This window comes from Paractinoplanes bogorensis (assembly GCF_018829635.1).
GTDB lineage: Bacteria > Actinomycetota > Actinomycetes > Mycobacteriales > Micromonosporaceae > Actinoplanes > Actinoplanes bogorensis.
This window is the reverse complement of sequence record NZ_JAHKKG010000019.1, coordinates 135612-156655: the sequence shown is the minus strand read 5'-3', so window position 1 is coordinate 156655 and position 21044 is coordinate 135612. Positions and strand designations below refer to the sequence as shown.

General features: G+C 70.4%; 18 protein-coding genes. 10 read left to right on the top strand and 8 right to left on the bottom strand.

Features of this window, described 5'->3' with window-relative positions:
- Positions 1-15 precede the first annotated feature (15 nt).
- Both KOI35_RS43560 and KOI35_RS43555 read left to right on the top strand, forming a co-directional pair.
- Entirely contained in the window at positions 16-894 is an 879-nt protein-coding gene (locus KOI35_RS43560; RefSeq protein ID WP_215795627.1) for a hypothetical protein, read from the top strand.
- A 36-nt stretch (positions 895-930) separates the two neighbouring features.
- Complete coding sequence (locus tag KOI35_RS43555) at positions 931-1938, top strand: LacI family DNA-binding transcriptional regulator (RefSeq protein ID WP_215795626.1); 1008 nt, start codon at positions 931-933, stop codon at positions 1936-1938.
- A gap of 38 nt (positions 1939-1976) precedes the next feature.
- On the opposite strand, the gene KOI35_RS43550 is transcribed toward KOI35_RS43555, so the two are convergent.
- From KOI35_RS43550 to KOI35_RS43540, 3 genes are all read right to left on the bottom strand, one after another.
- Positions 1977-2306, bottom strand: coding sequence for an ArsR/SmtB family transcription factor (locus KOI35_RS43550; RefSeq protein ID WP_215795625.1), 330 nt, complete (start codon positions 2304-2306; stop codon positions 1977-1979).
- On the bottom strand, positions 2293-2727 hold the full coding sequence (locus KOI35_RS43545) for an SRPBCC domain-containing protein (protein WP_215795624.1): 435 nt from the start codon (positions 2725-2727) through the stop codon (positions 2293-2295). The genes KOI35_RS43550 and KOI35_RS43545 overlap by 14 nt, the downstream gene beginning before the upstream one ends.
- Positions 2728-2801: 74 nt before the next feature.
- The gene (locus KOI35_RS43540) at positions 2802-3863 is read right to left on the bottom strand and encodes a class I SAM-dependent methyltransferase (protein WP_215795623.1); all 1062 of its coding nucleotides are present in this window, start codon (positions 3861-3863) and stop codon (positions 2802-2804) included.
- A gap of 111 nt (positions 3864-3974) precedes the next feature.
- On the opposite strand from KOI35_RS43540, the gene KOI35_RS43535 reads away from it, so the two are divergent.
- Positions 3975-8663: an ATP-binding protein gene (locus tag KOI35_RS43535; protein ID WP_215795622.1), complete on the top strand. Its 4689-nt coding sequence runs from the start codon at positions 3975-3977 to the stop codon at positions 8661-8663.
- A gap of 226 nt (positions 8664-8889) precedes the next feature.
- On the top strand, positions 8890-9369 hold the full coding sequence (locus tag KOI35_RS43530; RefSeq protein ID WP_215795621.1) for an RDD family protein: 480 nt from the start codon (positions 8890-8892) through the stop codon (positions 9367-9369).
- A 21-nt stretch (positions 9370-9390) separates the two neighbouring features.
- Here the strand turns inward: KOI35_RS43530 and glpK (KOI35_RS43525) are convergent, their stop codons facing one another.
- Together glpK (KOI35_RS43525) and KOI35_RS43520 are read right to left on the bottom strand one after the other, a co-directional pair.
- The gene (gene glpK, locus KOI35_RS43525; protein ID WP_215795620.1) at positions 9391-10881 is read right to left on the bottom strand and encodes a glycerol kinase GlpK; all 1491 of its coding nucleotides are present in this window, start codon (positions 10879-10881) and stop codon (positions 9391-9393) included.
- Between the two features lie 16 nt (positions 10882-10897).
- The gene (locus KOI35_RS43520; RefSeq protein WP_215795619.1) at positions 10898-11650 is read right to left on the bottom strand and encodes an IclR family transcriptional regulator; all 753 of its coding nucleotides are present in this window, start codon (positions 11648-11650) and stop codon (positions 10898-10900) included.
- A gap of 125 nt (positions 11651-11775) precedes the next feature.
- On the opposite strand from KOI35_RS43520, the gene KOI35_RS43515 reads away from it, so the two are divergent.
- The 4 genes from KOI35_RS43515 to KOI35_RS43500 all read left to right on the top strand — a co-directional run bounded on the left by KOI35_RS43515 (position 11776) and on the right by KOI35_RS43500 (position 16669).
- Positions 11776-12618, top strand: a complete 843-nt coding sequence (locus KOI35_RS43515) for an MIP/aquaporin family protein (RefSeq protein WP_215795618.1) — start codon at positions 11776-11778, stop codon at positions 12616-12618.
- Positions 12611-14128 (top strand): glycerol kinase GlpK, encoded by a 1518-nt coding sequence (gene glpK, locus KOI35_RS43510; protein WP_215795617.1) that lies wholly within the window; start codon positions 12611-12613, stop codon positions 14126-14128. The genes KOI35_RS43515 and glpK (KOI35_RS43510) overlap by 8 nt, the downstream gene beginning before the upstream one ends.
- Positions 14129-14133: 5 nt before the next feature.
- Positions 14134-15834: a glycerol-3-phosphate dehydrogenase/oxidase gene (locus KOI35_RS43505; protein WP_215795616.1), complete on the top strand. Its 1701-nt coding sequence runs from the start codon at positions 14134-14136 to the stop codon at positions 15832-15834.
- A gap of 139 nt (positions 15835-15973) precedes the next feature.
- The gene (locus KOI35_RS43500) at positions 15974-16669 is read left to right on the top strand and encodes a hypothetical protein (RefSeq protein WP_215795615.1); all 696 of its coding nucleotides are present in this window, start codon (positions 15974-15976) and stop codon (positions 16667-16669) included.
- A 27-nt stretch (positions 16670-16696) separates the two neighbouring features.
- Here KOI35_RS43500 and KOI35_RS43495 read toward each other — a convergent pair whose 3' ends face one another.
- On the bottom strand, positions 16697-17542 hold the full coding sequence (locus KOI35_RS43495; protein WP_215795614.1) for an LLM class flavin-dependent oxidoreductase: 846 nt from the start codon (positions 17540-17542) through the stop codon (positions 16697-16699).
- Positions 17535-19163, bottom strand: a complete 1629-nt coding sequence (locus KOI35_RS43490; protein WP_308121422.1) for an FAD-binding oxidoreductase — start codon at positions 19161-19163, stop codon at positions 17535-17537. The genes KOI35_RS43495 and KOI35_RS43490 overlap by 8 nt, the downstream gene beginning before the upstream one ends.
- A gap of 79 nt (positions 19164-19242) precedes the next feature.
- On the opposite strand from KOI35_RS43490, the gene KOI35_RS43485 reads away from it, so the two are divergent.
- Both KOI35_RS43485 and KOI35_RS43480 read left to right on the top strand, forming a co-directional pair.
- A complete protein-coding gene (locus KOI35_RS43485; protein ID WP_308121421.1) occupies positions 19243-19716 on the top strand; it encodes a MarR family winged helix-turn-helix transcriptional regulator in 474 nt (157 codons plus the stop codon).
- A 122-nt stretch (positions 19717-19838) separates the two neighbouring features.
- Positions 19839-20636 carry a polysaccharide deacetylase family protein gene (locus KOI35_RS43480; protein ID WP_246614735.1) on the top strand — a complete coding sequence of 266 codons (798 nt, stop codon included), beginning with the start codon at positions 19839-19841 and terminating at the stop codon, positions 20634-20636.
- Here KOI35_RS43480 and KOI35_RS43475 read toward each other — a convergent pair.
- On the bottom strand, positions 20624-21022 hold the full coding sequence (locus KOI35_RS43475; RefSeq protein ID WP_215795612.1) for a nitroreductase family deazaflavin-dependent oxidoreductase: 399 nt from the start codon (positions 21020-21022) through the stop codon (positions 20624-20626). The genes KOI35_RS43480 and KOI35_RS43475 overlap by 13 nt on opposite strands.
- Positions 21023-21044: the final 22 nt, after the last annotated feature.

Here is a 21044-nt window from a genome sequence, read left to right as displayed (position 1 = left end):
AGGCTCTCGCGGCCCATGCTGTCCTGCATGCCATTTGTCCGCTGTGCCCGTTTAGCCGCGCTCTCTCCCGCCACCACGAAGCGCGCGGACTGCACGTCGCGGACCAGCCGTCACCGCCCCGCGATCAGTGCTGTGCTCGCGACCGGGCTGGTGCTCAGCATCCCCGCTGCGGCACGCGCTGAGGACGGGGGCGCGCGCATTCGGCCGGCCGATCAGCCTGCCACCGCGTACATGCCGGTCACGCCGACCCGGGCCCTGCTCCCGGTGCAGGTCGGACCGCAGAAGGAAGTGACGTTCGGGGTGCGCGGGACGAACGTGGCGGCCGTCGCGCTCGACGTCGCCGTCGCTCGTGGCCGGGCCGGCGGTGGCATCCTGGCGTATCCGGCCGGGAGCCGGCCGCCGGCGGTGGCCACGAACATCCACAACCCGGGCCAGGCAGTCACGCAGCGGCTGGTCGTCCCGATCGGGCGGAACGGCCGGATCACCCTGCGCAATCAGTCGAGCGGCTCCGCCCATCTGGCCGCGAACCTCGTCGGCTGGTACCGCGTCGGCGCTTATCAACCGGTGACGCCTGCCCGCGTACTGGAAACCCGGGGTTTGAAAGCAACAACATCGCTCACTTTTGCCGTGGCCGGGCACGCGGGAGTGCCTCGGACGGCGAAAACGGTGCTCGTGAACGTCTCGGTCAACGGTGTGACCAGCGCGGGCAGCCTCCGCCTGCACGGAGCGGGAACCGTCGCGCCCGTCTCGGTCATCGCCACCCACGCCGCCGGACAGCCGGGCAACGCCACCGCCCGGGTGAGCCTCGGCACAGGTGGCGGATTGACCGTTCAGAACAACGCCCGTACCTCGGCAAATGTCACCGTGGACGTGGTCGGGTACCTGAAATCCTGATGACGGGAGCGGTCCCAAGCCTCCTACACTGGCCGGATGGCGCAGAGGAGACCGACGCTGGCCGACGTCGCGGCCGAGGCCGGCGTGTCCAAGGCGGCCGTCTCCCGGGTGATCAACGACGCGCCCGGGGTGTCGGCGCAGACACGTGACCACGTACGCCGGGTGATTTCCGACCTGGGTTACCGGCCCGATCCGGTCGCCCGCGCGCTCGCGTCCGGTCATGGCGATGTGGTCGAGTTGGTGATCGTCGACGAGACGACCGTGTTCGGCACGAGTCCTTATTACGGGCGCGTCACCGCCGGCATCCTGCAGGAGCTCGCGGGCAGCAACGCGCAACTACGTGTGCACGTAGTGGACGAGTTGAACACCGCCGCCCTGCTCAACCGGATCGCGGCCTCGGTCAGCCTGGGCGTCCTGCTGATCAACGTCCCGCCCGCGCTGGCCGCCGATTTCTACCGCCGCTGCCAGCGGGTGGTCACCATGGGCCCGACCGTGCCGGGGCTCCCGTTCGTCGGCATGGAGAACCCCGAGGGTGCGTACGCCGCCGTGCAGCACCTGCACGAGACAGGCCGCCGCCGCATCGCCGCCCTGCACGGCCCGGACGGCAATTCGTGCGCCGAGGGCCGGCGTGAGGGCTGGCGGCGCGCGATCCGGGATTTCGACCTGCCCGACATCTCGGCCACCGGCAAGTTCCGCCGCGAAGCCGGCTACGCGCTGACCCAGCGGCTGCTGGCCGAGCATCCCGAGATCGACGCCATTTTCGCCGCCTGTGACCTGCTCGCCACCGGCGCGATGCAGGCGCTGGGCGACGCGGGGCTGCGCATACCGCACGATGTCGCCGTGGTCGGGTTCGACGACAGCGTGATCGCCGAGTGCGCCACCCCGCCGATGTCGTCGGTGCACCAGCCGGTCGAAGCCATGGCCGCCGCTGCGACCCGGGCCCTCATCAACAAGCAGATCGCCGACCACTGGCGCGTCGTCTTCCCGGCCGCCCTGCAGGTCAGGCAGAGTACCGGCCGGGCCCACGCAAGCACGTCCGTCTGAGCCACTCCGCTCGCCACACGCGGTCGCGCGCGCATCCCTTATCCGAGACGGTCGCGCAGCGCGGCCAGCGGCCCGTCCCAGTCCCGGGCCAGGGCGGCCAGGAACTGCTGGGCGATCTTCATCGGCGCGGAGTCGAGCCGGTAGCGCACCCGCCGCCGCTCGCCCGGCTCGGCGACCACCAGGCCCGCCTCGGCCAGCAGCGCGAGGTGCTTGGCGATTGCCTGCCGGGTGATCGGCAAGCGGGCCGCCAGGTCGGTCGCGGTGGCCGGTCCCCCGGCCGCCAGCGCGGCCAGGATGCCACGCCGGCTCGGATCGGCCAGGGCCGAGAAGACCTCCTGCGCCACCGTCTCCAGGTCAGAGTTTTCCATCGAGATACGCGACCAGCTCACCCAGTTCGTTCGTCCAGCCCTCGGTGTTGCCCGAGAACGCCGTCTTGTGCTCACCCTCCGGCATCTGCGCGAATCCGGATTCGACCATGGTCAGCGTAGTGCCCCGGGCGGTCGGGGCCAGCGTGAACTCCACATAGGTGCGGCGCGGGTCGCCCTCGGGCAGTCCATGGATCGGCCAGGTGTAGGCGAACACCGTCGTCGGTTCGACCCGCTCGATGGTCAGGATCGCGGTGTCGCCGCTCGTCCAGGTCAGCTTGGCCTGTCCGCCGACGCGCAGGTCGACCTCGGCCGTGTTGCCGAACCAGGTGCCCAGCCCCTCGGCGGTGGTGAGCGCGGCCCACACCTTGTCCATCGGATGCGCGATCTCGAGCGTTCGCTCAATCCGGTCGGGGAATCCCATGTCCGTCTCCTCAAATAGCAACCGTTTGGTTGCCCACAAACCTATGGCAACCAAACGGTTGCGTCAAGGACCCGTCACGGCCGGACCTGGAACACCAGGTTGAACGGCGTCTCGGCGACCCGCTCGAACGACGAGAAGCCCGCCTCGGCGGCCACCGCGCGCAACCGGGACTCGCCGGCCTGCGCGCCCAAGGCGGCGCCGACCTCCTGGGACAACGAGTTCGGTGTGCAGAGCAGCGTCGAAGCGCCGTAGTAGACCGCGCCGACCGGGTTGAGGTTGGCCGCCACAGTGTCCCCCGCGAACGGCTCCACCAGCAGCAGGCTGCCCGCCGGGTCGAGCCGGTCCCGCAGGTGCCGCAGGGCACCGACCGGGTCGCCCATGTCGTGCAGGGAGTCGAACAGGCAGATCAGGTCGTACGTGCCGGACAGCTCCGCGGCCCGCCCGACCTCGAACCGCGTCCGGTTGCCGACCCCGGCCGCGGCGGCCCGCTCGCGCGCGTCGGCGATCGAACCGGCGTGATAGTCCAGCCCCACGAACGTCGACTCGGGATATGCCGAGGCCATCAGCACGGTCGACGCGCCGAGCCCGCACCCGACGTCGGCGACCCGGGACCCGGCCCGCAGCCGCTCCTCCACGTCCTTCATGGCCGGGATCCACGAGCCGACCAGGTTCGCGTGATAGCCCGGACGGAAGAACCGCTCGCACCCCGAGAACAGGTCTTGGTGATGCTCGTGCCAGCCCACGCCCTCGCCCGTCCGGAAGGCCTCGATCAGCCGGTCGGTCGACCGCACGGCCGCCAGCATCAGCTCGAACCCGCCGATCACGCACGCCGGGCTGCTCTCGTCGGTGAGCGCGATCGCGTGCTCGGCCGGCAGAACGAACCGCTCATCGCCCGCATACTCCACATAGCCGGCCGCGGCCTGCGCACACAGCCATTCCCGTACGTACCTTTCGGCCGTTCCCGTACGTGCGGCCAGCTCGCCGGCCGTCAACGGCCCCGCCCCCGCCATCGCCCGATAAAGCCCCAACTTGTCCCCGATCACGGCCAGCGCGCCGCTCAGTTGCGCACCGAAGTCACCGACCGCCTTGAACACGAAGTTCATCAACCGCTGCTCGTCCACCGTCGTCGCCGTCATGGCATTTCCTTCCCGTACGGATGAGGTCGTCGGCAAAGTAGCCACCTCGATTTCCGTTCTCTGTCCGTTTGTTGTCCGCATCGCACGGAAACGCGGCGGACAATCACCGTCGTGCCGGCCGGACTGCGCGTTTACCTGCTCGGCGGCTTCCAGGTGGAGGTCGCCGGCCGCACCGTGCCCGACGGCGAATGGCAGCGCACCGGCGCGATCGCCCTGGTCAAGCTGCTCGCGGTGCACGGTCGTCTGCACCGTGACCAGGTCATCGACCTGCTCTGGCCGGACGCCGCCCCCGGCCTGGGACAGGGCCGGTTGAACAAGTCCCTGCACTTCGCACGGCGGGTGCTCGGCGCGGACCGCTTGCGTTCACACGACGACATGCTCGACCTGGACCCGGCCGGGCGGTGGACGGATGCGGACGCTTTCGAGGCCGCCGCGCGCCGCGGGGACGTCGAGGCGGCGATCGCGCTCTACGGTGGTGACCTGCTGCCGGAGAACCGGTTCGACGACTGGGTGGACCAGCGCCGTGTCCATTTGCGCGATGTCGCCGTGGGTTTGTTGCTCACTCGCGCAACCAGAACCGACCTGGAACGCGCGATCCTGCTCGATCCGCTGCACGAGAGCGCGCACATCCAGCTGATCCGCTTGGACGCCGACGAGGGCCACCGTCATCGAGCGTTGCGTCGCTACGAACAGTTCGCCGCGCACGTGCGCGCAGAGTTGGGCATCGAACCGTCCGCCGAACTGCGCAGATTGCACGCATCGCTCATCTCGTCCGCACCGGACGGTGCCCCAACCGAACATTCAACGGTCATGGACGGCCCGCCGTCAGGAACGCTGGGCGAACTGGGCGAGAGCCGCAGACCGGTGCACCAGGATGAGCGAGTGCGCAACGCCCAGCTGCGCGATGAACAACCGAGCGAAGACCGGCCAGGCGAAAAGCGACCGCACGATGACCGGGTGCGCCATGAACGACCGCGCAAAGAGCGACCGCGCGAAGAGCGACCGCGCGAAGAGCGACCGCGCGAAGAGCGACCGCGCGATCGTCGACCGCACGACCGACCACAGCACGCAGACCGACCCCGCAGCGAGCAACCAAACGATCAGCGATTGCGCGATGAGCTACCGAGCGGCGAGCAAACGCGCGACCACCGACCGCACGACCGACGACAGCACGCAGACCGACCCCGCAGCGAGCGACCAGACGATGAGCGAACGCGCCATGAAGGAACGCGCGATGAGCCGGTGCGAGAGGAGCGGAAACTGGTCACGGTGCTCGACGTGGACCTTCGGGGTGTGCGTGGGGCGGCGGTTGATCCTGATCCCGAGCGTGCTCGCCGGGAGATCGGTGAGTGGACCGCTGCGATCAGCGAGGTCGTTGTGCGCTGGGGCGGTGCGGTGCGGCCCCTGCTCGGTGGTGGGGTGATCGGAGTGTTCGGGTATCCGGTTGCGCGGGAGGATCACGCGGCGCGGGCGCTCTGGGCGGGTCACGAGATTCTGGAACGGGTTGGGTCGCCGGTGCGGATGGGCGTGGCCACCGGCGAGATCATTGCACCGAGCGGTGGCCTGGGCGCGTCGCGGATCGGCACCCTGAGTGACAGCGTCGTGCAACGGATCGGCGGTGTGGTGCTCGACGCTGCGGCCGACCTGCGCGCCGCCGCCGACGCGGGCAGCCTGCTCGCTGATGACCGCACCGGGCAGGCTGCCGTCCGCTACGGCGACTTCCGCTTCCGTGCAGCCGACGATCCGACCGGCCACGACAGCGAGCGCGCCGTAATGAGCGAACGCCGGCTCCAGCCCTCAGGCCCCGCGGACGGCAAACGGTCAAACAAACACCCTCCCCCTGCGGACGATCAGCAGACGGCGGACGGCAAACCCGCGACCGAGCTGCAGCTGCCCACGCCGCGCGGTGAGCGGACGACGGACAGCAAACGCGCGGCCGAGCTGCAGCTGCCCACGCCGCGCGGTGAGCGGACAGCGGACAGCGAACGCGCGGCCGGGCTGCGGCTGCCTGGGGCGCGCGGTGACCGGGCGGCCGTGTGGCGGCTTGTCGGGGCCTCGCTCGGGGTGGGGGAAGCCGGGGCCGAACCGCCGATGGTGGGGCGGGCCGAGGAGCTGCGGGCGGTCCTCAGCCTGGTGGATGAGGCGGCCGGCAGCCGGCGGCCGCGGCTTATCACGGTGACCGGGCCGGCCGGGATCGGGAAGACGCGGCTGGTGCATGAAGTGGTCGCGCGGAGGCCGGGGCTTCGGGTGTTGCGCGGGCGGTGTCTCGCGGCGGGGGAAGGTATCACCTACTGGGCGTTGGGTGAGATTCTTCGGGAGGCCTGTGGGATTCCGCTCGGGGACTCGGGGGAATCGGGGCGGTTGCGTCTTACCGAACAGCTCACGCCGTTGCTCGGTGAGGCGACGGTTTTCGCGCTGGCCACCACGGCTGGTATCCGGCTGCCGGGTAATCCGCTGGATTCGGCCGATCCGCGGGACGTGGACGATGCGCTGGGGCGGGCCTGGCCGCGGCTGGCCAGCGCGTTCGCGGCGAAGGGGCCGCTGCTGCTGATCGTGGAGGATCTGCACTGGGCCGGGGCGCCGCTGATCGCCATGCTCACCCGCCTCGTGAACCGCGCTGAAGGGCCGGTCGTGGTGCTGACCACGGCTCGGCCGGAGTTCTTCGAGGAGCGGACCCCGCGAGGCGACCTTGGCCAACGACACGGCCGGATCCGACCGGACGACCAACGCCAGGGAGAACCGGACCACCAGCGCCACGGAGAACCAGACCACCAGCGCCACGGAGAACCAGACCACCAGCGCCACGGAGAACCAGACCACCAGCGCCAGGGACAATCGCACGACCAGCGCCACGGAGAACCAGACCACCAGCGCCGGGGAGAACCGGACGACCAGCGCCAGGGAAGAGAAGAAGAGGAAGCGCCGGAAGAAGCGAGAGACCGAGGAGACGAACGAGAGCGGCCCACGCTCAGGGACGCGGACATTGTGTCGCTGCGAGCTCTCAACGTCGAGGACGGTCGCGCCCTGCTGGACGGGCTACCGGGGGCGTCGCGACTCGATGGGCGGAGACGCACTCAGATTCTTGACCGGGCGGACGGCAACCCCTACTACCTGGGTCAACTGGCCGCGCATGTCGCCGAGGGCGGGCACGGCGCACTTCCGGACACGTTGCACGCGCTGCTCGCCGAGAGGGTCGACCGGCTGCCGACGGCCGAGAAAGTGCTGCTTCGGCGGGCGGCGGTGATCGGGCGTACGTTCTGGGCCGCTCCCCTGCGAGCCACCGCGGGACAGCTGCGGGCGTTGGAGGACCGGGGACTGATCCGGGTCCGGCCGATGTCGGGGGTGACCGACCAGGATGAGTACGCGTTTCAGCATGCTCTGCTGCGTGACGTCGCCTACGCGGGGCTGCCGGTAGCTGAACGGGCCGCGGGGCATGCCGGCGCGGCGGCGTGGCTCGAGGAAGTGTCGCGGGAGCGGATCGACGAGGTGGTCGAGCTGGTCGCGGTGCACTACGCGGCGGCCGCGGACGGGCCGGACGCGGACGACTGGGTGCGGGGGAAGGCGTTCCGGTCGCTGATCGCGGCCGGGGTGGGGGCCCGGCGTCGGTACGCGGTGCGGCGGGCGCTCGAGTTGCATCAGCGGGCACGACGGTTCGCGGCTGGGCCGGCCGAGCGCGCCGAGGCCCTGGAGGCGATCGGGGACGACCACGAGACCGCGTACGCCGGTGACGACGCGATCGCGGCCTGGCGGGAGGCGATCACCGCCCTGCCCAAAGGGGACCGCCGCGCCCAGCTGTGCCTCAAGACGGCGCAGATGCTGGTCGGGCGGTGGGGTGGCTTCCGGACGCCGGCTGACCCGGCGCTCGGGGACCGGGTGCTCGACGAGGGGCTGGCCGCGGTCACCGACCCGGCTACGAAGGCGCACCTGCTGGCGTTGCGCGCCCTGTGCGGTGCGCGGTGGGCGTGGACCGGGCGGGCCGACCCGGCGCCGGTGGCTGAGCGGCGGCGGGCCGCGGACGAGGCCTGCGCGCTGGCCGGGCGGGTCGGGTCGGCCTCGCTGCGCGGGCTGGCGCTGGTCGGGGTGTCGGCCGCGCTGTTTCTCGAGGAACGCTACGCCGAGGCGGTCGACACCGTTCTCGCGCTGGTCGAGCTGGAGGGGCGGGACCGGGACCGCGCGCTCGGGCACACCATCGCCAGCCTGGTCATCGGGGGTGTGCGCGGCGACTACGAGCTGGCGCTGGAGCACGCCCGCCGCTCGTACGAGTGGGCCCGCACCCTGTCTCCGCACGATCGGCTGCACGGCACCGCCGCCGTGCTGATCTGTCTCGAACAGCTGGGCCGGGTCGACGAGATCGATCCCTACCTGGAGGAGCATCTCGCGTTGCGTCGCGGGCCGGAGGCGAGCATGGCCTGCCCGTACATCCGCAGCGGGCCGCTGGTCGGGGCGCTGGCCCTGGCCCGCCGGGGCGAACCCGATCGGGCGATAGAGGTGGCCGCCACGGTCGCGATCGACCTCACCCATCCGGGTAACGCCGAGGTGTTGCGGGGCCGGCTGGCCCTGGCCGCGGGTGACGTGGCGACCGCCCGCGAGCTGGCCGAACGGCTCGTGCGGATGAACCGCCGCCCGGGCCCGGAGGAGATCCCGCACGAGGCACTCCTGCTGGTGGAGGCGCTCGAGGCGGCGGGTGACCGGGCCGCGTTGCGCGGATTCCTGCCCCGGGCGCGGAAAGCGGCGGGCTACCTCGCCATCCTCGGCCCAGCCTGCGATCGCGCCGAGAAAGCCGGAACGCCGAGACGCTGACCAAGCCAGGCGGCCCGGAAAGCCGGAACACCGAGGCGTTGACCAAACTGGGCGGTCCGGAACGCCGAGGCGTTGACCAAGCCGAGCGGTCCGGAAAGCCGGAACGCCGAGCCGTCGACCAAACTGGGCGGTCCGGAAAGCCGGAACAGGTCGGCCGACCGTGTGATGGTCCGGCGCAGCAATCCGCGTCAGCCTGGGAACTCCGCCAGGTAAAGGAAAAGGATCAATGAGCGACCCGACCAATATGCGATCCGGACAGTGGACCGGATATCAATATCCGCCCGCGAATGCGGAACTCCAGCCGTACAGTCCGGCCGCCTATCCCCTGCCGACGCCGACGATCGCGACCGCGGAAAGGCCCCTGGTATCAGTCGGCGGCCGTTTCGGCGCCCTCCTCCTGGACAGCCTGCTGATGCTGGTGACGCTGTGGATCGGCTGGATCATCTGGTCGATGATCACCTGGTCCGACGGGCAGACACCGGCCAAGAAGCTGCTCGGACACGTCGTGGCCGACCAGCAGACCGGCCGCCCGCTCGACTGGGGCCAGATGGCGATGCGCGAGTTCTGCATCAAGGGCCTGCTCGGTTCGGTGCTCAATCTGGTCAGCGCCGGCGTCTATTTCTGGGTCGATTCCTTCATGGTCTTCGGCGAGCGCCAGCGCACCCTCCACGACCGGATGGCCAACTCGATCGTGCGCCACATATAGCGAAAGGCACCTATAAAAGAGTCAGGATTGGATCCAGTCAAAGGTACGAGAAACGGCCCGCTGCCAATTCGCGTACTCGATCTCCCGCTTGGCCGATTCCATCGTGGGCAGCCATTGCGCCGCCCGATGCCAGTTCCGCCGCAGCCCCTCGAGATCGGGCCAGTATCCGACGGCCAGCCCGGCCCCGTACGCCGCACCCAGCGACACGGTCTCGGCGGCCAGCGGCCGCACCACCGGCACGTCGAGCACGTCCGCGATGACCTGCATGAGCAGATTGTCGGCCGTCATCCCACCGTCGACGCGTAACGTCGAAAGAGCAAGACCCGAGTCGGCGTTCATCGCGTCGACCACCTCGCGCGTCTGCCAGGCGCTCGCTTCCAGCACCGCTCGCGCCAAGTGACCTTTCGTGATGTACGAGGTCAGACCGACGATCACGCCCCGGGCCTCGCTGCGCCAGTAGGGGGCGTACAGCCCGGAGAACGCGGGCACGATGTAGCACCCGCCGTTGTCGGTCACCGTGCGGGCGAGGGTCTCGATCTCGGGCGCGCTGGCGATCAGTTCGAGCTGGTCACGGAACCACTGGACCAGCGAGCCGGTGATCGCGATCGAGCCTTCGAGGGCGTACGCGGCCGCCTCGCCCTGGATCTGATAGGCCACCGTAGAGAGCAGGCCGTGGGTCGAGCGCACCAGCTCGCTCCCCGTGTTGAGCAGCAAAAAGCTTCCCGTCCCGTACGTGCATTTAGCCTCTCCGGGCGCAAAGCACGTCTGCCCGAACAGCGCCGCCTGCTGGTCGCCCAGCGCCGCCCCGATGGCCACCCCGGGGAAGGCCGCGGTGGCCGTCCCGAAGTCGCCGACGGACGGCCGGATCTCGGGCAGCATCGCGCGCGGGATGCCGAAGAAGGCCAGCGACTCGGGCGACCAGTCGAGCGTGTGCACGTCGAGCAGCAGGGTGCGGCTGGCGTTGGTGACGTCGGTGACGTGCAGGCCGCCGGTCAGGTTCCAGATCAGCCAGGTCTCCATCGTGCCGAACAGCACCTCGCCCCGTTCGGCCCGTTCGCGGACCCCGGGGTGGTGGTCGAGCAGCCACCGGATCCGGGGGCCGGAGAAGTACGTGGCCAGGGGCAGAGCCGACCGGTGCCGTACGCCGTCGGCGCCGGGAGCCTCGTCGAGCTGCCCGACCATCGTGTCGGTGCGGGTGTCCTGCCAGACCACGGCGTGGCCGATCGGGGTGCCGGTGGCCCGGTCCCACAGCACGGTGGTCTCCCGCTGGTTGGCGATGCCGACCGCCGCCACCTGGTCGATCGTGGCTCCGGCGCGGCGCAGCGCCTCGGGGCCGAGCCGTTCCACGTTGCGCCAGATCTCGGCCGCGTCGTGCTCGACCCAGCCCGGTTTCGGGTAGTACTGCTTGTGCTCCTGCTGGGCCAGGGAGACCAGTTGGCCCCGCCGGTCGAACACGATGCACCGGGTCGAGGTGGTGCCCTGGTCGATGGCGACGACGTATCGCTCGGTCATGGTCCCCTCCCGGGAATCAGCGTCGGGCGGCTCCGAGATCACGGGACACCGCTCGGGCGGCGTCGCGCACGTTGACCACCAGAGGGGGCCGGGGCTGGTAGTGGCTGTCACAGATGCGTTCGACATGTCCGGAGATGCCGATGGCGCCGACCACCAGTCCCCCGTACGCCCGGATCGGCGCGGCGATCGAGGCCTCGCCGGGCGTGTACTCCTCGATGTCGGTGCTCCACCCGGCTTCCCGGACGGCGCGCAGGGCGGTGGCCAGTTCGCGGTGGCTGATCAGCGTGCGGCTGGTGAACCGGTCGAGCCGGGCGGGCGGCGTGGCCCCGTACGCGAGCAGAGCCTTTCCCAGTGCGGTGGCGTGCATGGGCAGAAGGCTGCCGACGTCGAGGGTCTGGAAGGTGTCGTCGGGGCGGAAGACGTGGTGGACGACCAGCACCTGACCTTCGAGGACGGTGCCGATGCGGACCGCCTCCCCGCTGCGTGCCGCGAGGGGGTCGGCCCAGTTGATCGAGCGGGAGCGCAGTTCGTTGACGTCGAGGTAGCCGGTGCCCAGACGCAGCATGGCCGCGCCCAGCTGATAGTGCCCGGAGGCCCGGTCCTGTTCGACGAAGCCGACCTTGCGCAACGTCTGCAGGATGCCGTGGGTGGTGCCCTTGGCCAGGTCGAGCGAGCGGGAGATCTCGGCCAGGGAGAGCCGTCCGGCGCCGCCGGCGAGCAGGCGCAGCACGGCCGCGGCGCGCTCGATCGACTGCACTGTGCCCGGCACGTTACGAACATATGACGGGGAGCGACCGTGCCCGGCGGTCGGCGTTCGACATTGTCGAATGGCGTTCATTGTTAGTGGCCGAGTGGCTACCTAGCGTCCTGGAGGTCAACCGTCAGGAGGCCTAGATGGCAGAAAGACTAAAGATTCCGGGCATAGTGGCCGAACTGGCCGCCGAGTTCGCCGGGACCATGATCCTCATCCTGTTCGGAGTCGGCGTCGTCGCCCAGGTGGTCGGCGGCGGCATCGGCGATCACGACAGCATCGCCTGGGCGTGGGGCCTGGGCGTGGTGCTCGGCGTCTACGTGGCCGGGCGCATCAGCGGGGCGCACCTGAACCCCGCGGTCACCATCGCGCTCGCGGTCTTCAAGGGATTCTCGTGGCGCAAGGTACTCCCGTACAGCCTCGCGCAGTTCCTCGGCGCGTTCGTCGCCGCGCTGCTCGTCCGCTGGAACTACACCGAGGTGCTGCACGCGGCCGACCCCGGTCTCACCATCAAGACGCAGGGCGTGTTCTCGACCCTGCCCGGCAACGGGGCGCTGCCGGTCGGCGAGTGGGGCGCTTTCCGCGACCAGATCATCGGCACCGCGATCCTGCTGTTCCTGATCCTGGCCGTCACCGACGTGCTCGGCACTCCCCCGCAGGCGAACATGGCGCCGTTCATCGTCGGTCTGATCGTGGTCGGTATCGGCATGGCGTGGGGCACCAACGCCGGCTACGCGATCAACCCGGCCCGTGACTTCGGACCACGACTCGCCAGCTTCCTGACCGGCTACGGCGGGGCTATGCGGGACCAGACCGGGTATCTCTATTTCTGGATACCGATCGTGGCCCCCATCATCGGTGGTGTGATCGGCGCCGGGCTGTATCAGGGGCTGGTCGGCCGGTTCCTGCCCAAGGCGGGCGAACTGGAACCGGGAAGACTGCCCGAGCAGGAGACCAAAGCGAGCGTGGAGGCACGAAATGGCTGACTTCGTCGGCGCCGTGGACCAGGGCACGACCAGTACCCGCTTCATGATCTTTGATCACGGCGGCAACGAGGTGGCCCGTCACCAGCTCGAACACGAGCAGATCCTGCCCCAGGCCGGGTGGGTCGAGCACAACCCGGCCGAGATCTGGGAGCGTACGGTCACGGTCGTCCGCACGGCGATGCAGAAGGCCAACCTCGGGGCCAAGGACCTGGCCGCGCTCGGCATCACCAACCAGCGCGAGACCGCCGTGGTGTGGGACAGGAACAGCGGGCGTCCCTACTACAACGCGATCGTCTGGCAGGACACCCGCACCGACCGGATCGCCTCGGCGCTGGACCGGGACGGCCGGGGCGACGTGATCCGGCGCAAGGCGGGCCTGCCGCCGGCCACCTACTTCAGCGGCGGCAAGATCCAGTGGATCCTGGAGAACGTCGACGGGGTGCGCGAGGCGGCCGAGCGCGGCGACGCGATCTTCGGTAACACCGACAGCTGGGTGCTGTGGAACATGACCGGCGGCGTCGACGGCGGCAACCACCTCACCGACGTGACCAACGCCAGCCGCACGATGCTGATGAACCTCGAGACCCTGGACTGGGACGACGAGCTGCTCAGTTTCTTCAACATCCCCCGGTCGATGCTGCCCGAGATCCGGCCGTCGTCCGACCCCAACACGTACGGGGTGGCGCGGTGGCCCGGATCACTGGGTGGTGAGGTGCCGCTGACCGGCGACCTGGGCGACCAGCAGGCGGCCACGGTCGGGCAGGTGTGCTTTGCGCCCGGTGAGGCCAAGAATACGTACGGAACCGGCAATTTCATGCTCCTGAACACCGGCAACGAGCTCGTGCGCAGCGAGAACGGACTGCTCACGACCGTCTGCTACAAGTTCGGCGACGCGGCTCCGGTGTACGCGCTGGAGGGCTCGATCGCCGTGACCGGCTCGGCCGTGCAGTGGCTGCGCGACCAGCTGCACATCATCAACGACGCGTCGGAGAGCGAGCGGCTGGCGTCCGAGGTCCAGGACAACGGCGGCGTCTACTTCGTCCCGGCGTTCTCCGGGCTGTTCGCGCCGTACTGGCGCTCGGACGCGCGCGGCGCCATCGTCGGGCTGTCCCGCTTCAACACCGCCTCGCACATCGCGCGGGCCACCCTCGAGTCGATCTGCTACCAGAGCCGCGACGTCGTCGACGCCATGGCCCAGGACTCCGGGGTCACGCTCGACGTGCTCAAGGTGGACGGCGGGATCACGGCCAACAACCTGGCCATGCAGATCCAGGCCGACGTGCTCGGCGTACCGGTCAGCCGGCCGGTCGTGGCCGAGACGACGGCGCTCGGCGCGGCCTACGCGGCCGGGCTGGCCGTCGGCTTCTGGAAGAACACCGACGAGCTGCGCGAGAACTGGAACGAGTCGCAGCGGTGGCAGCCGAACTGGTCCGAGGAGCAGCGTTCCGAGGGCTACGGCAAGTGGAAGAAGGCCGTCGAACGCACTCTCAACTGGGTGGACGTGGACTGATAGTTATGACCGTCGCTCTTTCTCCCCAATATCGGGACTCGGCGCTGTCCGCGTTGGCCGGCGCCGAGCTCGACGTCCTGGTGGTCGGCGGCGGAGTGGTCGGAGCGGGGGCGGCGCTCGACGCCGTCACCCGCGGCCTCTCCTGCGGCCTGGTCGAGGCGCGTGACCTGGCGTCCGGCACGTCGAGCCGCTCGAGCAAGCTGCTGCACGGCGGCCTGCGCTACCTCGAGATGCTCGACTTCGGACTGGTCCGGGAGGCGCTGCACGAACGCGACCTGAGCCTGTCCCGCCTCGCGCCGCACCTGGCCCGGCCGGTCAAGTTCCTCTACCCGCTCAAGCACCGGGCCTGGGAGCGCGCATACACGGGTGCGGGCATCACGCTCTACGACACGCTCGCGCTCGGCGGGGGCATGCCGCGGCACCGGCACCTGACCCGCACCAGCGCGCTGCGGGTCTGCCCCGCGCTGCGCAAGGAATCGCTGGTCGGGGCGCTGCAGTACTACGACGCCCAGGTCGACGACGCCCGGCACACGATGTTCCTGGCCCGCACGGCCGCCTCGTACGGCGCGCACGTGGCCTCACGGACCGAGGTGATCGGCTTCCTCCGCGAGGGTGAGCGGGTCACCGGCGTACGGGTGAAGGATCTGGAATTCGACCGGATCTTCGAGGTACGGGCCCAGCAGGTGATCAACGCAACCGGCGTGTGGACCGATGACACGCAGGCACTGGTCGGCGAGCGGGGACAGTTCCACGTCCGCGCGTCCAAGGGCATCCACCTGGTCGTGCCGCGCGATCGGATCCAGAGTTCGACCGGCCTGATCCTGCGTACGGAAAAATCGGTCCTGTTCGTCATCCCGTGGGGCCGCCACTGGATCGTCGGCACGACCGACACCGACTGGTCACTCGACAAAGCACACCCGGCTGCATCGAGCACCGACATCGACTATCTGCTCGAACACGTCAATTCCGTGCTGTCAACCCCGCTTTCCCGTACGGACGTGCAGGGCGTCTACGCCGGTCTGCGTCCCCTGTTGTCGGGCGAGTCGGAGGCGACCTCGCAGTTGTCGCGCGAGCACATGGTCGGCAGTCCTCAACCGGGGCTGGTCGTGGTGGCCGGCGGAAAGTACACGACGTACCGGGTGATGGCCAAGGACGCCGTCGACGCCGCCGTGCACGGACTGAACCGCTCGGTGCCGAAGTCGTGCACCGACCGTGTGCCGCTGCTCGGGGCGGACGGCTATCCGGCGCTGTGGAACCAGCGGCGGATCCTGGCCGACCGGTCCGGCCTGCACGTGGCCCGGGTCGAGCACCTGCTCGGCCGCTACGGCTCGCTGGTGCACGAGGTGCTGGAGCTGATCGCCGACGACAAGTCGCTCGGGGCGCCGCTGACCGGGGCCGACGACTATCTGCGGGCCGAGATCGTCTACGCCGCCGCCGCCGAGGGCGCCCGTCACCTGGAGGACGTGCTCACCCGGCGGACCCGGATCTCGATCGAGACCTTCGACCGGGGCACCGAGTCGGCCCAGGAGGCGGCCGACCTGATGGCGGGTGTGCTCGGCTGGACGGACGAGCAGAAGTCCCGCGAGGTCGAGCACTACCGCGTCCGGGTGGAGGCCGAACGCGAGTCGCAGGAGCAGCCGGACGACGAGACCGCCGACGCCACCCGCCTCGGCGCTCCCGACGTGGTGCCGGTGACGCCGAACTGAGCCTCGGGAGCGGGCCGGCCGACAGTGCGGTCGCCAACCGGCTCGCTCCCGAACCACACCAGTCAAGTACTGCAGGTAATCGGGCGACTACCGATTGTTCGGGTCACCTCGACCACGACGATCCTTCAGGAGTCCCCGAATGCGCCTCAACCACCGTGCCGCCCTCGTCGCCGCCGTCGCCCTCGCCGGGCTGGCCACCGCCTCCCCCGCCCTGGCCGCGGACAAGAGCACCGTTTCGGTCGGCGGCGCCAACCCCGTCTCGGTCGGCGTCAGCCCGTCCGTCTCGGTCGGCAACGGCGTGAACGCGAACCTCGGCAGCGGCGGGAACGCCACCGTCGGCACGGTCCTGCCCTTCGCCGCGGCCGGCTCGGTCGCGTCGGTGGCCCCGAAGTCGATCACCGTCAAGAACCTGACGCTCGACGCCAAGACGCCGACCAGCACCTATCCGGTCGCCGACAACGCCAAGGTCTCGCTCGACGGCCGCGCCGTGGCGCTCGCCGCCCTGCCCGCCGGTGCGCGGATCGTGGTGCTCGGCACGGTCAGCAACGGCAGCACCTACTCGGCGACCTACCTGGCCGCGATGTCGCGCTGGTCGCTCAACCTCAACGGCACCGTCTCGGCCGTCGACGCCGCCAAGGGCACGGTGACGGTCAACAACGGCAAGGCCGCCGTCAACCTGAACGTCGACCCGAAGGCCTCGGTCCAGGTCAACGGGGTCAAGGCCGACCTGTCCAAGCTGCCGGTCGGCGCCACGGTCAACCTGACCGGCACCGACAGCATCGCGGGCGCGAACGTCCTCGGCATCACGGCCAACGCCGCTGGTGTCCGTCGCTGATCGGCCGGGCCGAGGCACGCGCCGGCCTCAGCCCCGCTCGCGCTTGACGATGTCGCGGACCGCCGGGGCCACCTCGGCGGCCAGCATCTCGGCCGTGGCGGCGTCGTCGGCGGCCACGATGAAGCCGCTGATGCCGTGATTCAGAGCGAGATCGGCGAGCTGCTCCGGTTGAGCGTCCTGCGGCCCGAGGTTCAGCAGACGGCGTACGGCGGAGGGGTCCCGCCCGGCATCGACAGCGGCTTCATCGATGCGCGCGTTCATGCCGGGCAACGAGCCCGCCCCCTCGGGCAGGTAGCTCAGCGAGGGCAGCCAGCCGTCACCGAGACGACCGGTCAGGGCCAGCATCTTCGGCTTGTAGGCGCCGATCCAGATGCCGATGTCATGGGCCGGCTCGGGACCGCGCTTGGCCCCGCTCACCTGGTAGTACTCGCCGCGGTGATCGACCCGCTCGCGGGTGCCGGTGTTCCACAGGTCGCGGATGATCCCGATCGCCTCGGCCAGCGCCTCGATGCCCTGCCCCGGGGTGAGCTTGCGGCCACCCATGGCCGCCACGCCGTCCGGGAAGGCGCCGGCCCCGAGACCGAGCTCGAGCCGGCCGCCGCTGAGCACGTCGAGCGACGCCGCGGCCCGGGCCAGCACGGCCGGCGGGCGCAGCGGCAGGTTGAGCACGTTGCCGCTGATCCGGATCCGCTCGGTGCGGGCGGCCGCGTAGGCCATCAGCGTCCACGTGTCGAGGAACGCCGGCTGGTAGGGATGGTCCTGGAACGTCACCAGGTCGAGGCCGGCCCGGTCGGCGGTCACGGCCAGGTCGACGGCGTTCCGGTTCGGCGTCACGAAGGTGCCGAACAGCAGTTCGTGCCCGTAGTCAGTCATTGCCGGCTCCTCCGGGGTCGATGTCTCCGCGGGATTCCGCCGAGGGGTCGATGTCTCCGCGGGAATCCGCCGAGGGGTCGATGTCTCCGCGGGAATCCGCCGAGGGGTCGATGTTGAAGTTGTCCTGGAACAGGTTCTGCGGGTCGTAGCGCCGCTTGAGCTCGCGCAGCCGGCTCAGCGTGGCCGGCGGGAACGCGTCGTGCAGGCGCTCGGGCCGCCGGTCGGTCTCGAAGCTCAGGTAGAGCCCGTCGAAGTGCGGCGCCATCAGCCGGTCCCATGCCTCGTCGAGCCCGTCGCGGTCGGCGCCGATCGCGGTCACCGAGAACTCCGGGGTGCGATGCGCGAAGGCGGTCGCGCCGGACGGCACGTCGGCGATCGCCCCGCCCATGTGCCGCAGCTGGAAGAAGAACGTCTGCCCGGTACGCAGCAGCGCCTCCACGTCGCGGGCGAACTCCTCGGTCAGCCGGGGCAGGAACCCCGACCGCGACACCGGTTCGCCCCGCCCGTGATGCCCCTCGGACCCGACGTCGCCCGCCTGGGCCATCACGTCGGCGTAGCGGGCCACCACCACCTGCTGCTGGGCGAGCATGGCGGTGGTCGCGAACGGGGTCAGCCGCTCGATGATCGTGTCGGGATCGCCGGAGTTGACCAGGCCGTACATCTGGATCACCGACTGTCCCGACCGGGGCGGGCCGGTCAGCCAGAAGACCGTGGTGTCCCGGGGTGCGTTCCGAGCGATTTCCCCGTACGCCGTCAGGGAGGTCACCAGGTCTTGACTCACCAGCGCGAACTGGGCCCAGCCGACCTCGCCCGCCGCCCCGGCCTCGAACTCGAACGAGGTGGCGACCCCGAAGTTCGCGCCCGCACCCTGTACGGCCCAGAACAGCTCGGGATTCTCGTCGGCGCTCGCGCGGACCCGGCGGCCGTCGGCCAGCACCAGCTCGACGGCCCGCAGGCGGTCGATGGTCAGGCCCTGCTCGCGCGACAGGAAGCCGATGCCGCCCGCCGTGGCCAGTCCGCCCACACCGACGCCGCCGTAGTCGCCCGAGCCGAGCGCGAGGTCGTACTTGTCGAGCACGGCCGCGACCTGCTTCCAGGTGGCGCCCGGACCGGTGGTGAGAATCCCGCGGTCCTCGTCGTACTCGATCTCGTTCATGGCGCCGACGTCGATGATCAGCCCGCCGGTGTTGGTCGAGCGGCCGCTGACGCCGTGGCCGGCACTGCGCAGGCCGAGCTGCAGCTCGGGGTGCCGTTTCGCGAAGGCCAGCGCGCCGGCCACCTCGTCCGGGGTGCGCGGCCGCAGGATCAGCGCCGGCCGGCCACCGCGCATGTAGGTCGAGCTGCGTCCGCGATAGCCGTGGTCGCCGGGCTCGAGCTTCTCCACCCCGGCGGGCAGGTCGTCGAAACGGCTGGGCTTCCGGGGCAGTCCGACCCGGGGTCCGGCCAGCAGGGTCAGGCTGTCGAGCTGCTTGTCGGCCATCTCGGTGGACACCGCGGCGGGCGGCCCGGGCAGGGTGATCCGGGCGTCGTCGTCGCGGCCGGCCAGGAAGGCGGCGGCGGTCCACGGATCGAGCCCGCCGTCCTCGTCGGTCAGGACCACGTTGTTCGCTTGCTGGCTCACTTGCTCCTCCGCGCGCTTATCGTCTTCTGGCTAGATAGTATTGCGGAAAGACGATCTGTCCAACAGATAGGATGGTGCCGTGAGCGACACGACAGCTGACTTCGGGGCGGCCCTCGGCACCCTGCTGCGGTCGTACGCGGAAATGGTCGGCCCCAAGCTTGCCGGTTTTCCGCACGGCGAACGCGGTTATCAGACCCTCTGCGAGGTCGTGCAGGGCACTCCCCCGAGTCAGGCCGTGCTGGCGGCCAAGCTGGGCATCGACCGCACGATGATGACCTACCTGATCGACGACCTGGTCGAGGCCGGCTACGTCGAGCGCCGCCCCAACCCGGCCGACCGGCGCCAGCGGCAGATCGTCGCCACCTCGCGCGGGCTCGAGGCGGTCGGCGCGCTCTGCGGCCAGGTCGCCGAGGCCGAGGAGGCGGCGCTGAGCACACTCGACGACGACGAGCGCCGATTGTTCCGGCGCCTGCTCGACAAGGCCGCCGGCAACGTTCCCGTGCACACCGTCGAAGCGTGCGCGATCGTCACGAACGCCCTGAAGACCGCGTGATCGCGGCCACAGTCCGCTGATATCTGCCACCCGGCCGCCCGGCTTGCGCGTCCCTGGTAGGGATGTGCAGTGAGGGCAAAGGTGGGCGCATGGGACTGAGCAGGGCATATCGCTTAGCGACGATGGCAGTGTTGCTGTCGGTGATGGCCGCGTGCGGCGGCCAAGGCGCGCGACCGGCCCCCTCGGCATCGCCGCCGGTCTCGCCGTCGTCGTCACCGGCTCCGACCGAGGCGGCGCTCGTGCCGCCGGCCGCCGACCCGATCGCCGCACTCCCGGCCAACCTGCGCCCGCGTGTGCCTCGTTTCGCGCCGCCGCCGCCCGCGACCAAGGTGACCCTGCCGACCAACGGGACGGCCGCCTGGCTCAGCCGCATCCCGACCGACCAGAAGGTCGCCTTCATCACCATCGACGACGGCTGGGACAAGAACCCCCTGGCCCTCAAGCTGTTCCAGGCCGCGAACGTGCCGATCACGCTGTTCCTCGAGGTGAACGCGATCAGCGACAACCCGGCCTACTTCGCGCAGCTGCGCACGGCCGGGGCGACCATCCAGAACCACACGATCAGCCACCCGGTGCTGAAGGGCCGCTCGTACGCGTTCCAGAAACACGAGATCTGCGGCGGCGCCGACCAGCTGGCCAAGCTCTACGGCGACCGGCCGACGCTGTTCCGCCCACCCGGCGGCGCCCACGACACCACCACCCTGCGGGCGGCGCACGACTGCGGGATGAAGGCGGCGTTCTTCTGGAAGGAGGCCACCAACAAGGGCAAGGTCTTCTACCAGGAGGAACACGTCGTGAAACCGGGCGACATCATCCTCATGCACTTCCGGCCACGCTTCGTCGACGACTTCCTGGCTGTCCTCAACGCGATCCACCAGGCCGGTCTGACCCCGGCGCGACTGGAGGACTACATCCCCTGACGCCGCAGCAGCAGCCAGGCGTCGGCCGGGAACAGGTGGCGGGCGATCCACCAGGTGGCCTTGGAGTAGTACGGGCGGGCGGTGGCCTCGTCGAGGACGCGCGGGGTGTCGGCGCGGTGGGTGCGGCCCCTCCAGCTGATCGTGCACTCGCCGGCCGCGAGGACGTTGCGGACCCAGTTGGTGCGGGCGCCCCACGGCAGGTTGATCACGAACGAGTCCGGGGTCGCGATCACCACCACCGGCACGGCCAGGTCGCGGCCCGACTTCCGGCCCCGGTGGTGCATGACGGCCCACGGGGAGAAGCGCCGGCCGGCCAGCGCGGTGATGAGCGGATTGGTGACGCGGGCGAACCGGAGCGTCGAGCCGGCGGGCGGCGAGGAAGTCATACCGGCAGTGTCCGCCCACCGG

Coding starts and splice junctions, on each gene's coding strand:
- KOI35_RS43530 (WP_215795621.1), top strand. CDS start 8,890: ATGAGCGACCCGACCAATATGCGATCCGGACAGTGGACCGGATATCAA.
- KOI35_RS43480 (WP_246614735.1), top strand. CDS start 19,839: ATGGCAGTGTTGCTGTCGGTGATGGCCGCGTGCGGCGGCCAAGGCGCG.
- KOI35_RS43475 (WP_215795612.1), bottom strand. CDS start 21,022: ATGACTTCCTCGCCGCCCGCCGGCTCGACGCTCCGGTTCGCCCGCGTC.
- KOI35_RS43495 (WP_215795614.1), bottom strand. CDS start 17,542: ATGACTGACTACGGGCACGAACTGCTGTTCGGCACCTTCGTGACGCCG.
- glpK (WP_215795617.1), top strand. CDS start 12,611: ATGGCTGACTTCGTCGGCGCCGTGGACCAGGGCACGACCAGTACCCGC.
- KOI35_RS43550 (WP_215795625.1), bottom strand. CDS start 2,306: ATGGAAAACTCTGACCTGGAGACGGTGGCGCAGGAGGTCTTCTCGGCC.
- KOI35_RS43500 (WP_215795615.1), top strand. CDS start 15,974: ATGCGCCTCAACCACCGTGCCGCCCTCGTCGCCGCCGTCGCCCTCGCC.
- KOI35_RS43555 (WP_215795626.1), top strand. CDS start 931: ATGGCGCAGAGGAGACCGACGCTGGCCGACGTCGCGGCCGAGGCCGGC.
- KOI35_RS43540 (WP_215795623.1), bottom strand. CDS start 3,863: ATGACGGCGACGACGGTGGACGAGCAGCGGTTGATGAACTTCGTGTTC.
- KOI35_RS43515 (WP_215795618.1), top strand. CDS start 11,776: ATGGCAGAAAGACTAAAGATTCCGGGCATAGTGGCCGAACTGGCCGCC.
- KOI35_RS43560 (WP_215795627.1), top strand. CDS start 16: ATGCTGTCCTGCATGCCATTTGTCCGCTGTGCCCGTTTAGCCGCGCTC.
- KOI35_RS43545 (WP_215795624.1), bottom strand. CDS start 2,727: ATGGGATTCCCCGACCGGATTGAGCGAACGCTCGAGATCGCGCATCCG.
- glpK (WP_215795620.1), bottom strand. CDS start 10,881: ATGACCGAGCGATACGTCGTCGCCATCGACCAGGGCACCACCTCGACC.
- KOI35_RS43505 (WP_215795616.1), top strand. CDS start 14,134: ATGACCGTCGCTCTTTCTCCCCAATATCGGGACTCGGCGCTGTCCGCG.